Consider the following 12,716-nt stretch of genomic DNA (forward strand, 5'->3'; position numbering starts at 1 on the left):
ATTTTATCCGGTGAAGGCAAAGGTCAGCCAGATGACGATGAGGGTGAAGACGAGACCGGCAACCTCCGGCCAGTTGCCGAACCGGTCGTCGCGGCGTTCTTCGTCCGCGAATTCTCCCGGTGCGATATCCTCATCCTGGCGGGTGAGATCCTTGTCGGTGATTTTCATCTCAACCTCCTCAGTCCAGCAGGTTTGGCAGCCAGAGGGCCAGATCGGGGAAGAACAGCACCAGGAACAGGCCGACAGCTTGCAGGGCGATGAACGGCAGCACGGCGGCGAAGATTTCCTGCAGCTGGATATCTTTTGGCGCCACGGATTTCAGGAAGAAACAGGCTGGCCCGAAAGGTGGCGACAGGTAGTAGATCTGTATGTTCATGGCAAAGAGCACCCCGAACCAGACCGGGTCAAAGCCGAGATCCACCACCACCGGCGCAAAGATCGGTACGGTGATGAAGATGATCGCGATCCATTCCAGGAACGTGCCGAGCACCATGACGATCAGCATCATGACGACGATGACCAGGATCGGTGCGATATCAAGGGACGTCAGCAGGCCGCGCAGGAATTCGCCGCCGCCGATCCGGTTGTAGATGCCGATCAGCGAGACAGCCCCCAGCACCAGCCAGATGATGGACCCAACCGTCAGCACCGTCTGCCGCATGGCGTCACGTGCCATCTTCCACGAAAGCTCATTGCGGACGGCAGCAACCACGAGAGCACCCACGGCTCCGACTGCCGCTGCCTCCGTGACGGTGGCGATGCCCGAATAAATGACCCCGAGCACGGCACCGATCAGAACCCCTGGCAGAACAACACCTTTCAGGAATTTGACGCGCTGGAACAGCGGCAAACCGGTTTCGGGAATGTCGTAGATCGGTGCCAGTGCCGGATTGAAGCGCACACGGATCAGGATGTAGATGATGAACAGGCTGGCGAGGATCAGCCCCGGCACGGCGGAGGCGGCGAAGAGCTTGGTGATCGAAACCTGGGCCGCAAGACCGTAGACGATCAGAACGACCGAGGGCGGAATCAGCGTTGCCAAGGCGCCGGCAGCGCAGATGATGCCGATGGACAGCTTGCGGTCATACCCGAGCCGCAGCATCTGCGGCAGCGCGATCAGGCCGAGCATGACGATCTCGCCGCCCATGATGCCTGACATTGCCGCCAGCACCACCGCGACGACACAGGTCTGTACCGCGACCGAACCGCGGAAGCGCCCGCCCAGGATCGCCATGCTGTCGAACAGTGACTGTGCGATCCCCGATCGCTCGAGGACGTTGGCCATGAAGACAAAGAAGGGAACGGCGATCAGCTCGTACTTGTGCAGGACCTCGCCGACATTGGCAGCAACGATGAAGAAACCGGCACGTTCGCCGAAATAGAGGATCGCCGTTGCCAGGGACACCGTCAGTGTGGTGATGCCGAGCGGAACGCCCAGCGCCATCAGCGCCAGCAGCGCGACGACGATCAGAAGGGTAATGAGTTCAATGCCCACCGGCGATCTCCCCTTCGGTGTGCTGGCACCAGCGAATGATGTTGGCGGCAAGCTGGAGGAGATAGAGAACGCAACCAGCAACAAGCAGGATCTTGAGATAGGTCGGCTGAATCGAGTTCAGCGCGGTTCCCGAGTGCTCGGTGCGCTTCAGAACTTTCAGCATCGGATCCCACAGCGCCATGGTCAGGACAATTACCGCGCCAGCCGCGATCACCATCTGCAACAGGCGCATTACGCGCCAGACCCGTGGACTGACCAGCGTTTCGATCATGGTGATGGAAATATGGCGGTGCCGCTGGGTGACATAACCAACGGCAAGCACCCAGGCCGAAGCACAGAGCGTCATGGCAAGTTCCGTCGACCAGACAGTCGGGCTGTCGAACCCGTACCGCATCACCACCTCGAGCGCGGAAACCGCGATACAGGCGAAAAACAGCACGGAACAGCCATGACCGATGAACACACTGACACTGTCCATGACATCGGCATAACGCGCGAATAGGCGTTTCATCATCTCTCCCTGAATGCAGACCTGAAGCGGACAGGTGAATCCGGCCGGGCACAATGCCAGGTCATCGAGACTGTGCGCGCGCAGGAGCTTTGGCAAGAAAGCTGCGTGCCCTCACCTTGCAAGGTGGAAAGCAAGGGCACGCGTCACTGGCCGGGTCCTAGTTTTTGAAGAGACCGATTTCGGTCATGTAGGAGAGGTTCGCGTCAAGCGCTTCCTTGGCAAGGTCTGACTTCTGGGCGTAGTTCTCCCATTCCTTCCGGGCGATCTCGCGCAGTTGGTCGCGATCTTCCTGGGCCCAGTTGATCACTTCGATCTTCTCGCCAGCCCCATCTCGTGCGGCCAGTTCCTGGTCCTTCTTGTCGACTTCAGCCGCCATTGCGAACATGGCTTCGTACCACCAGTCGCGCAGGGCTTTCTGGTCTTCCGGGCTCAAGGCATCCCACTTCGCCTTGTTGATGGTGAACTGCATCGACGGCATGGAGTGAATGCCGGGATAAAGCGGGTAAGGGGCAACGTCATGCAGACCGGTCGCGTCGTTGTTGACGTAGGCCGAGGCGTCTGCTGCATCGACAATGCCCTTTTCCAGAGCGCCATAGACTTCGGAGAAAGGAATGGATACCGGCGACGCACCGGCAGCCTGGAAGACCGCGGCGGCAAGCCCTTCCGGAGAGCGGATCTTCTTGCCTTCCAGATCTTCGAACGTGCGGATCGGCACGCGGGCCGGCAGTGCTTCGCGAGAATAAGGCCCGCAGGCAACCACCTGCACTTCTCCGCCGGTCACGGCATCGGCTGCCTTCTGCATCACGGCTTCGCCGCCGCCATCCTTGCAGAAACCGATCATCTGCTGCGGCGTGTCGTAACCGGAGATGAGGTCGCCCATGATGGCGTAGGCCGGCTCGCGGCCTGCAAAGTAGTTCACGGAGGTGAAGTCGCCATCCAAAACGCCGGCTGCGACAGCATCAGGCGTTTCTCTTGCCGGCACCACGGATCCGTTCGGCGTCAGCTGGATCTCGACACGGCCATCAGTCATTTCCTTGATTTTCGGAAGCCAGGTTTCCGTCAGATACTGGGTCGAAAAGTCCCCTGCATTGAAAGAGGTCTGAATGCTGAAGGTCTCTGCCTGCGCCATTGTTGCGATGACGGAGACCGAAGCTGCCAGGGCAGCGGCGGTGAATTTCATGGTGTCCTCCACTCGATTGCGCGGGGAGCTCCTCCTCCCGCTATCTGATGCATTAATATATTAGTGCATTTCTTGCAAGTCTGTTCTATCTTCTCCCGAGAAGAATCGTGCGTTTGAATGAGAGGATCAGCGATGACGGTTGAACTGGCTCGGTTGCTGGACGACCCGAACAAGGCGGCAGACGCCGGCAGCGGTGAAAGGATCCGGCGGATCTCCGTCAGCCAGCAGATCCAGGAATCGCTGCGCGCGCGGATCATCTCGCTGGACCTCAAGCCCGGGCTCAGCCTGTCGCGGACGGATCTGGCTACCCACTACGGTGTCAGCCAGACCCCTGTGCGCGATGCGATGATGAAGCTGGAAGAAGAAGGGTTGCTGACCATCTATCCGCAATCCAAGACCGAAGTCTCCAAGATCGATGTCGACCATGCCCGCGAAACCCAGTTTCTGCGCCTGTCGCTGGAGTTGGAGGTGACACGCACCCTGGCCAGACAGGAAGACAAATCCTCCATCGCCCCTGCCCGTCAGATCCTCAAGCTTCAGGAAACGGCACATGCCGAGGGCGATCTTGGCCTCTTTGCCACCTTCGACAAACGCTTTCACCTGTCGCTGTTCAAGGCGGTCGGGCTTGCCAGCCTGTGTCAGCTCGTAGCGTCGCGCTCCGGCCATATCGACCGGTTGCGCAATCTCAACCTACCCGACCCCGGTAAACCCGCCAGCATCCTGCGATATCACGGCCTAATCCTGGCTGGTATCGAGGCAAGTGACGAAACGGCCACGGAAACCGCTGTCCGCGAACATCTGTCAGGCACGTTGCAGCAGGTCGATCAGATCGTCGCCCGCAATCCTGCGTTCTTCTAGGCCGAGGCTCAGCAAGGCAAGAGATCGAGTGAAAGCCCAGTGACCCAGCAAGACTGGCAGAGCCAGGCTTTCATGGGGACGGAACTGATCGTCAGCCTGCCTGATTGAGCATCGCTGATGCTACCAGTGCCCGCGCCGCCTCTCCTGCAGCTTCGGCATAAGCAGGATCGCGGTGAACCAGGATGGTTGAAAACGCGCCATCCAGAAGCAGCACGATATGACGGGCCAGGTGCGGCGCTCCGCCGACACCTGCAGCCTCGAATTCTTCCGCCATCCACGCCTCGAATTTCTTCTTGTGACCGGCACCAACCTTCATCGCCGGATGCCCGGGCATATTGGCAAGTTCCGCCGCCGTTCGCAGGAAACCGCAGCCTTTCCATTTCGGGTGCCTTGCAGAAAGCGCTACCTGGCGGAAGATTGCCTCCACCTTGTCCGGCAGATCACCTTCGGCTTCCCCAAACCACTTCCGGAACTGATTGAGGTTGGGCTGATCTCGTGACGCCAGATAAGCTTCGATCAGGTCGTCCTTGCTCTTGAAATGGTAATAAACCGTCTTCTTGGTGATACCTGCCTTCTCCGCGATCGTGTCGAGACTGACGGCACGGATTCCCTCCCCATAGAAGAGCTTGTTGGCAGCGGTCAGGATCCGCTCTCTGGCTGTTTCGGCAGGTTTGATCATCGATCAAGTATACTCACCAGTGAATATACTTCAATGTGCGCCGTCGCTAGCGTCCTTCTATCGACTTTCAACCAAGGACAAAGCCCATGACTGCCCCTGTTCTTCTGGACCGCAACGGCCCCATTGCGCTGCTTACCCTCAACAGACCCGAGAAGCTGAACGCGCTCAACTACGCTACGAACGACCTCATCCTGGCTCATCTGAACGAACTGGAAGCGGACGACGGCACTCGTGCTGTCGTCATCACCGGCGCAGGCAGGCGCGCCTTTTCGGCAGGTGGCGACATTCACGAGTTTTCGCGCACCATCGCGGAGGGCATCGACGTCGCGGTACGCGAATTTTGCCAGCGGGGCCAGCGCATGACTGCGCGCCTGGAAAACTTTCCCAAGCCGGTCATCGCCGCCGTCAATGGTCTGGCCTACGGCGGCGGTTGCGAGATCACCGAAGCGGTTCATCTTGCCGTCGCCTGCGAAAGCGCACTCTTTGCCAAACCGGAAATCAATATCGGCATCCCGCCGACCTTCGGCGGCACGCAGCGTCTGCCGCGCCTTGCAGGCCGGAAACGAGCCCTGGAACTGCTTCTCACCGGTGACAGCTTTTCCGCGCACAGAGCTCATGAGCTCGGACTGGTCAACCAGGTCGTCACCGACGGCAGCGAACTGGAGGCGGCCTTTGCCCTCGCAGAGCGCATCCTGCGTCACTCGCCGCTGGCTGCTTCCAGGATCCTGACTGCCGTCACGCGCGGGCTCAACACGACCATTTCCGAAGGCCTGCGGATCGAACAGGAGCAGTTTGCACGCATGGCAGCCACACGGGACGTTCACGAGGGCCTCACCGGATGGATCGAGCAACGCATGCCGGACTACCAGGGCGCATGAACGCAGCCGAAAAACAGTGGGCAGCACGCCTGGAGTGTGCTACCCACGAATGTGTCAGAAAAGTTTTACAAAAAAAGATTTGTTTAATTACAAAGACTTAATCAGCACCTTTCGGTTCATTCCCGATTTTTCCGAGACCGGCTGTTGTAATGAAACCGGTGTTTGTTAAGGTCCCGGCACCCAATGAGTGAAAGGCGCACACCGCTTCACCAGCGGATGTACAGGGCTTCCAACAGCCCACCTTCCGCACCTGCAGCACCCATTCGCTGCCTTGTGCGCCTTCCTGAAAAGTCCGGCACTCGACCCTTCGCGCAAAGGGTCGGCTAAATTCCGCCCAGTGCACCTATGCACCTCCCGCCGGGCTTGTAACAGAACCATTCCGACGCTCGCTGCCCGACCTCCGGGCGGTGCATGAGCGCGTGCACGCTGCGGCCTGTTCCGTGCGGCATCGCGCGCCTTAAAAAGGAGACGCTATCCATGCAGGCTCAACAGCTGTCCGCCAATGCCGAATTGCAACTGGACGAGCAGGCTTATGGCCGGGATCCGATCGCAGACCGGGAAACGGATCTCTACCGCGGCGAATACATCATGTCGTTCGTGGAAAAGTGGGACGAGTTGATCGACTGGGACGCGCGCGCCGACAGCGAGGGACAGTTCTTCATGGACGTGCTGCGCGCCCGCGGCAAGGAAACCGTGCTCGATGTCGCAACCGGAACCGGCTTCCACTCCGTGCGGCTGACCCGCGCAGGCTTTAACGTGACCTCGGCCGATGGCTCCGCTGCCATGCTGGCAAAGGCGTTCCAGAACGGACAGAAACGCGGCATGATCCTGAAGACGGTACAGGCTGACTGGCGTTGGCTGAACCGGGACATTCAGGGCAAATACGACGCCATCATCTGCCTCGGCAATTCCTTCACCCACTTGCACGACGAACTGGACCGCCGCCGGGCTCTTGCCGAATTCTATGCCGCGCTCAAACACGACGGCATCCTGATCATCGATCAGCGCAACTACGATGCGATGCTAGATCAGGGCTATTCCAACAAGCACAAATACTATTATGCCGGAAAGAAGGTGAAGGCCGAACCGGTGCATATGGACGAAGGCCTCGCCCGCTTCAAATACAGCTTTCCCGATGGGGCCGAGTACACGCTCAACATGTGCCCCATCCGCAAGAACTACATGCGCCGCCTCCTGTCGGAGGCAGGCTTCGAGCGGGTCCGCACCTATGGTGACTTCCAGGAGACCTTTGCGGAAAACGATCCGGATTTCTTCATTCACATTGCCGAAAAATCCAGCCTGCACCTGGTTCGCTGGGGCGGCGCGCGCCCTGAAGACGGCAAAACGGATATCCGCGAAGTCGCCGAAAGCTACTACGACAGTGACGACGCCGACACGTTCTACAGCCTTGTCTGGGGCGGCCAGGACCTTCACATCGGCCTTTACGACGACACCAGCAACATTCGCGAAGCGTCGGACCTCACCATCGACGAGATGGCCGGCATGCTGCCCAATCTGGGTGCGGATGCGAAGGTTCTCGACATCGGCTCCGGTTATGGCGGCGCGATGCGCAAGCTGGTCAAGGCCAGTGGCTGCAGCGCGGTCTGCCTGAACATTTCCGATGTCCAGAACGACACCAACCGGCACCGCAACATCCAGCAGGGTTTCAAGGACAGGATCCGTGTCGAGCACGGCGTCTTCGAGGATATTCCGGAACAGCCGGAAAGCTTCGACATTGTCTGGAGCCAGGATGCGATCCTGCACTCCGATCAGCGCCACAAGGTGCTGCAGGAAGTCCAACGGGTACTGAAGCCGGGCGGCTATTTCATCTTCACCGATCCGATGCAGGCCGATGATGCCGACCCGAAAGCCCTCCAGCCGGTTTATGACCGCCTGCAGCTCAACAGCCTCGGGTCGATGCGCTTCTACCGCGAGACGGCAGAAGCACTGGGCTTTGAAACAATCGAACAGCGGGACATGACGCAGCAGCTGCGCAATCACTATTTCCGGGTACGCGAGGAGCTTCTCGCCAACTACGACAAGCTGCGCAACGAAGGCGCTTCCGCCGACTATCTCGACAAGATGGCGCTTGGGCTCATGAACTGGGTCGATGCCGCGGACGCCGGCCAGCTGGCCTGGGGCATCCAGCTGTTCCGCAAGCCTGTCTGATCCCCTTCCTTCCCGATCTCCCTGCCCGGGTGCCATACACCACCCCGGGCAGGACTATCCTTTCCAAAACGACAAGGAGCGCGCAATGACACAAAGATCCTGGCTATTCACCAGTGAATCCGTTTCCGAGGGACACCCGGACAAGGTCTGCGACCGGATATCCGACACCATTCTGGACGCTTTCCTGGAACAGGACCCTGACGCCCGCGTTGCCTGTGAAACGCTGACCACCACCAATCACGTCACCATCGCGGGGGAAGTTCGTGGCCCCGACCAGGTCCTCGATACGGTCGAGAGCCTGGTGCGTGAAGCCGTCCGCGACATCGGCTATGAACAGGAAGGTTTCCACTGGCAGACGCTGGAAGTGGTCAACCGCCTGCACCGTCAGTCGGCCGACATCGCCATGGGCGTCGATGAAGGCGACAAAGGCGAGGAAGGGGCCGGCGACCAGGGCATCATGTTCGGCTATGCCTGCAACGAGACCGAGGAGCTGATGCCTGCGCCGATCCTGTTGTCGCACAAGATCCTGCGCACCATGGCCGAAGCCCGGAAATCCGGGCGCGAACCGCGCCTTGGCCCGGACTCCAAGAGCCAGGTGACGCTCCGCTATGAAAACGGCCGTCCGACCGGCATCGATGCCGTGGTCGTTTCCACTCAGCACGGCGAAAATGTCAGCCAGGAAGAAGTGCGCGAAGCGGTGTTGCCGTTCATCCTGCATGCCTTGCCCGTCGGCTGGACTGTTCCCGATAACCGGATCTACATCAACCCGACTGGCCGCTTCGTGATTGGCGGACCTGATGGCGATGCCGGCCTCACGGGTCGCAAGATCATCGTCGACACCTACGGCGGTGCAGCTCCCCATGGTGGCGGCGCCTTCTCCGGCAAGGACCCGACCAAGGTCGACCGGTCGGCTGCCTATGCCTCGCGCTATCTCGCCAAGAACGTGGTCGCTGCCGGCCTTGCCGACAAATGCCTGATCCAGCTCGCCTATGCCATCGGCATGCCGGAGCCGGTCGCCGTTTACGTCGACACGCAGGGAACCGGCAAGGTGGATGAAGTGGCTCTCGGCAAGACCTTGCGCGAAATGGTGCGTCTGACACCGAGAGGAATTCGCGAGCGTCTCGGACTTTCGAAGCCGATCTACGCGCGCACTGCTGCTTACGGCCACTTCGGCCGCGCACCGGAAGAAGACGGCGGTTTCGGCTGGGAGAGAACCGATCTCGCCGACGAACTTGCACGGCATTTCGGTGCTCGTGCGGATGCGGCAGAGTAAGAAAACAGCGAAGCCCCGGCACGGCATCCGCCGCGCCGGGGCTTTCGGTTTACCGGATCAGAACTTTTCGACGCTCGGTCGCAGTTCCAACTCGGATGTCCAGGCGCTTTTGTCCTGACGCGAGATCTCCAGATACGTCCGTGCGATTGCATCCGGATGAAGGGTCTTGTCCAGGTCGTCATAAGGCGCACCACGATCCGGATTGTAGATCACCCCGTCGATGACGAAATGAACCACGTGGATGTTTTGCGGTGACAATTCCCGGGCAAGTGACTGGCACAAGCCACGCAAGGCGAACTTGCCCATGGCAAAGGGCGCTGATTGCGGGAAGCCCTTGATGCCGGCGGAAGCACCGGTGAACAGCATCACGCCCTTCCCCTTTGGCACCATCCGCTTTGCCGCTTCATGTGCGACGGCCAGCGCACCGAAGGCGGTCACATCCAGTGCGGCATGCACATCCTCAAGATTGAGTTCGGCAACCGGTCCGCGGACGCGGCCACTGGCGTTGTAGACGACAAGGTCCGGCGTTGCCCCCGCCTCGTCCAGGTCCTGAAACAGGCGCGCCACACTGGCCGCGTCGGCAGCATTGCAGGCATGGGCTTTTGCTCCGGTTTCAGCGCAAAGCCCTTCCAGCTTTCCAGGAGATCTGGCAGCCAGTGACACCCTGTAGCCTTCCTTGGCGAACGTCCGAGCCAGAGACGCGCTGAGGCCCGGCCCGGCACCGACGATCAGGGCATTGCCGCTCACGATGCGGCTCCCATATAGACAGGCTTCAATCCGCTCACCAGCTGCGCCTGGATCGGTGCGGTTGCCTCGTTGATGGCGGTGACACCCATATCCTGCCCGACCTGGGTGCGGATCGGCCGCGATCCATCCATTGCGATCAGCTCAAGGATCTTGGTTGCGACGTTGCCCGCATCGGTGATGGCTTCACCCTGATCGAACATGCCCTGGAACATGCCAAGCAACCTGTCGCGCCCCTTGGAATAATCGCCATATTGCCCGACCCGCACCGCATCCCCCGGAGCCGGGGCGGAGGTCACCAGGTCAGTGCCATGGCCACTCGGCTCAACCAGCACGGACTCGACCCCGAACGGCTCCAGCTCGTAATGCAACGACTCGCAGTAAGCCTCCATCGCCCACTTGCTGGCGCAGTAAAGGCCGAAGAAAGGCATGCCGAACCGGCCTGCAACCGAACTGAGACTGATCACGAGACCGGACTTCCGCGCCCGCATCGCTGGAAGCACCGCCCGCGTCAGATGCATGACACCATAGACATTGACGTCGAACAGATCCTTTGCCTGCTCCATGGTGAAGCCTTCCGTCAGACCAACGGGCATGACGCCTGCGTTATTGACCAGAACATCGATCGGCTGCTCTGCCTCGATGGCCGCGACGGTCCGTTCGACACCTTTCTCGTCAGCAACATCCAGGTCGACCGGAACAAGCTTGCCCGGAAGACCTTCGGCAAAAAGCTTGAGCGCCTTGGCCGCTTCCGCGTTTCTGCCATCCAGGTCCCGCATGCCCGCATAAACGATATGGCCTTCCTGCACGAGTTTCTGGGCGGTCAGAAACCCGATACCCCGGCTTGCACCGGTAATCAGGATTGTCTTTTGGGTGGTCATTTTCATTTCCCTTCTTTCTTGAAGATTGTGCGCATGAACAGCGCCAGGGGTTCGTCGCTGCGGCTTGCCTTCATTCTCGTCAGCGCGCCGCTCCACGAATTCATCAACCAGTCGGCAGCCTGTGCCGGGGAGAGATGAGACAGTCCGATCCGGGAGAGATCCGTCTCCCGCAGGCAGATTTCCAGTTCACCGGTCAGTGCCTGCCAATGACGGTCCAGTTCCGCCTGAAAGACCGGTTTCTGGTCGGCCAGCTCCGTCGACAGGTTGCACATCAGGCATCCCTGGGCGTAGCCACGGTCCTTCATCCCTTCCCGGGCACCGGAGAAAAATGCTTCCAGACGTTCCACCGGCGAGCGTTTGCGGTCCGAAAGGCAGGCCTTTGCAAAAGCGAGCTGATCCCGGTGATAGTGACGCGCCACTTCAAGACCGAAGTCTTCCTTGGTGTCGAAGTAGTGGTAGAAAGACCCCTTCGGCACACCACTTTCCCGTAACACGTCATTGATCCCGATCCCGTCGAAGCTGTTTTCCCGGATAAGCGTCATACCGACATCCAGAAGACGGGTTTTCGCGGTCTCGTAGGCAGCTTCGTTGCGTATTCTGGCCAAGGAGTTTCCTTTCGTCAGGGACTTCTGACACCACTAATCCGGCTGATGCAGCGCCTTGTCAGCGGTGTTCGCTGAATTAGAAATAGACCGGTCTAATTATTATCGTCAATAAAACGAACTTCACGGTTGCGTGTGTGCAACAATCAACGAGGAGGTCGCCCTTCTCAGAAACAAAAAAGCTCCCCGCGGATGACCACGGAGAGCTGATCGATCAAATGAAATTTGCCTGTCCGGCTCTGCTCACGCAGAAGCAGGGTTTTGGCTCAGGCCTCTTCCGGCACTTTTTCACCCGCACCTTCCGTCACCTGGTCGATCCAGTCCTGAAGGTTGTAATAGGTGGTGATGCGGGCGATTTGACCATTGCGGATCTCGAAAAAGCTGCCCGCCGGCAGCTTGTAGGTCTGGCCGTTCGCGGGCGGCAATCCGCTGTCGGTGCCGATATAGCTGCCATGAACGATAAACTCGGCAGCTGCCCGTGTCCCGTCTTCACTGACGAACAGCACGATGTCGCTGAGGCGTTCCTTGTAGCAGCGAGTCATGTGAACGTTGAAGGACCAGAACTTGTCCTTGCCGACACGGCGCTCACCCTGGTTGACGTCATGGATCAGGTCGTCGGTAACCAGGCTTTCCATTTTCTTGGTATCGCCTGCATTGAAGGCGGCAAAATAGGTGTCGATCAGAAACCGGGACTGTTTGTTGGCCATAGGTCCTCGCAGGGGCGGAAACACAATCTGGCCGGGAGTTTGCCTTCGCCGTCTTCCCGGCGCAAGAGGTCGAGGAGATTGCGGTTTACGGTTCTTCACCGAAACCGCTTCAAACCAACCAAAGTCCCCGCCCAGGGCGACAGCTGGCACCTTGGGCAAAAGTGACAAAAATACAACATACTGTATCACATTAGCAACAAACATCGCTTCTCTTGAAATTGCCGGTTGCATTGGCACCCGCTCTCGAAGTATCAACCCGTCACCGGTCACCATACTGGCACAGACATCAACGGTTCGGCCATTTTTCGCCACCCGCATGATCAGGCCCTGCCCACTCATGTACGGATGCTGTTCTGGTGGATCGGACAATCGCGCATGAAGTTTAACGGTTGAACGCCGGGAGTGTACCCCCGGAAGCAACAGGTTCGACTCCTGTGATGTGCTCCATGGATAGCTCAGTGGTAGAGCATCGGACCTTTAATCCGACTGTCGCGAGTTCAACTCTCGCTCCAAAAACACGGCCTCCAACGCCGAACTGGCCTGTCACGCCAGCAGCTATGCAAGCTGTTCCATTGGGGACCCGGAGAGGTCTTGCGAACGCGGACTGGCCCTTTTGCCTTCGGGTGAAAGTGCCCTGACCGCCGACGCCAGGTCGCTTCGCCCGGCCTTTGGCAAAGGCTCTGCCGCCGCTTTGCCGGAACCGCCTGTTTTCGAACGGGTTGGAACCCGCATTGCCGCT

General features: G+C 59.5%; 13 protein-coding genes and 2 tRNA genes. 6 read left to right on the plus strand and 9 right to left on the minus strand.

All coding sequences use genetic code 11. The features are described 5' to 3' along the window. Positions 1–3 precede the first annotated feature (3 nt). The 4 genes from ACVDG9_RS18530 to dctP form a co-directional block, all read right to left on the minus strand. Positions 4–168, minus strand: coding sequence for a hypothetical protein (locus ACVDG9_RS18530; protein WP_168684698.1), 165 nt, complete (start codon positions 166–168; stop codon positions 4–6). Between the two features lie 10 nt (positions 169–178). After that, positions 179–1,495 (minus strand): TRAP transporter large permease, encoded by a 1,317-nt coding sequence (locus tag ACVDG9_RS18535; RefSeq protein ID WP_447238672.1) that lies wholly within the window; start codon positions 1,493–1,495, stop codon positions 179–181. Beyond that, positions 1,485–2,006, minus strand: coding sequence for a TRAP transporter small permease subunit (locus ACVDG9_RS18540; RefSeq protein WP_447238673.1), 522 nt, complete (start codon positions 2,004–2,006; stop codon positions 1,485–1,487). Before ACVDG9_RS18540 ends, ACVDG9_RS18535 begins: the two co-directional genes overlap by 11 nt. A 157-nt stretch (positions 2,007–2,163) precedes the next feature. Then, positions 2,164–3,186 carry a TRAP transporter substrate-binding protein DctP gene (gene dctP / locus ACVDG9_RS18545; RefSeq protein WP_022997935.1) on the minus strand — a complete coding sequence of 341 codons (1,023 nt, stop codon included), beginning with the start codon at positions 3,184–3,186 and terminating at the stop codon, positions 2,164–2,166. Between the two features lie 132 nt (positions 3,187–3,318). Here dctP and ACVDG9_RS18550 point away from each other — a divergent pair, with 132 nt between their 5' ends. Further along, the gene (locus ACVDG9_RS18550; protein WP_022997936.1) at positions 3,319–4,044 is read left to right on the plus strand and encodes a GntR family transcriptional regulator; all 726 of its coding nucleotides are present in this window, start codon (positions 3,319–3,321) and stop codon (positions 4,042–4,044) included. Between the two features lie 91 nt (positions 4,045–4,135). Here ACVDG9_RS18550 and ACVDG9_RS18555 read toward each other — a convergent pair whose 3' ends face one another. Next, on the minus strand, positions 4,136–4,723 hold the full coding sequence (locus ACVDG9_RS18555; RefSeq protein ID WP_447238674.1) for a TetR/AcrR family transcriptional regulator: 588 nt from the start codon (positions 4,721–4,723) through the stop codon (positions 4,136–4,138). Positions 4,724–4,809: 86 nt separating this feature from the next. Here ACVDG9_RS18555 and ACVDG9_RS18560 point away from each other — a divergent pair, with 86 nt between their 5' ends. The 3 genes from ACVDG9_RS18560 to metK all read left to right on the plus strand — a co-directional run bounded on the left by ACVDG9_RS18560 (position 4,810) and on the right by metK (position 9,043). Next, positions 4,810–5,601, plus strand: coding sequence for a crotonase/enoyl-CoA hydratase family protein (locus tag ACVDG9_RS18560; protein WP_447238675.1), 792 nt, complete (start codon positions 4,810–4,812; stop codon positions 5,599–5,601). A 477-nt stretch (positions 5,602–6,078) separates the two neighbouring features. Continuing rightward, complete coding sequence (locus tag ACVDG9_RS18565) at positions 6,079–7,770, plus strand: glycine/sarcosine N-methyltransferase (protein WP_447238676.1); 1,692 nt, start codon at positions 6,079–6,081, stop codon at positions 7,768–7,770. A gap of 85 nt (positions 7,771–7,855) precedes the next feature. Continuing rightward, entirely contained in the window at positions 7,856–9,043 is a 1,188-nt protein-coding gene (metK, locus tag ACVDG9_RS18570; protein ID WP_062487810.1) for a methionine adenosyltransferase, read from the plus strand. 57 nt (positions 9,044–9,100) lie between these two features. On the opposite strand, the gene ACVDG9_RS18575 is transcribed toward metK, so the two are convergent. From ACVDG9_RS18575 to ACVDG9_RS18590, 4 genes are all read right to left on the minus strand, one after another. Beyond that, positions 9,101–9,790 (minus strand): SDR family NAD(P)-dependent oxidoreductase, encoded by a 690-nt coding sequence (locus ACVDG9_RS18575; RefSeq protein WP_447238677.1) that lies wholly within the window; start codon positions 9,788–9,790, stop codon positions 9,101–9,103. Continuing rightward, positions 9,787–10,668 carry an SDR family oxidoreductase gene (locus ACVDG9_RS18580; protein WP_447238678.1) on the minus strand — a complete coding sequence of 294 codons (882 nt, stop codon included), beginning with the start codon at positions 10,666–10,668 and terminating at the stop codon, positions 9,787–9,789. Before ACVDG9_RS18580 ends, ACVDG9_RS18575 begins: the two co-directional genes overlap by 4 nt. Before the next feature lie 2 nt (positions 10,669–10,670). After that, the gene (locus ACVDG9_RS18585; RefSeq protein ID WP_055655691.1) at positions 10,671–11,273 is read right to left on the minus strand and encodes a TetR/AcrR family transcriptional regulator; all 603 of its coding nucleotides are present in this window, start codon (positions 11,271–11,273) and stop codon (positions 10,671–10,673) included. A gap of 263 nt (positions 11,274–11,536) precedes the next feature. Further along, the gene (locus ACVDG9_RS18590; protein ID WP_206906924.1) at positions 11,537–11,977 is read right to left on the minus strand and encodes a ketosteroid isomerase-related protein; all 441 of its coding nucleotides are present in this window, start codon (positions 11,975–11,977) and stop codon (positions 11,537–11,539) included. A gap of 371 nt (positions 11,978–12,348) precedes the next feature. Between ACVDG9_RS18590 and ACVDG9_RS18595 the strand changes: the two genes are divergently transcribed. Continuing rightward, a tRNA-Thr gene (locus tag ACVDG9_RS18595) sits at positions 12,349–12,424 on the plus strand. Between the two features lies 1 nt (position 12,425). Continuing rightward, a tRNA-Lys gene (locus ACVDG9_RS18600) sits at positions 12,426–12,489 on the plus strand. Positions 12,490–12,716: the final 227 nt, after the last annotated feature.

Source organism: Roseibium sp. RP-7, assembly GCF_053005225.1.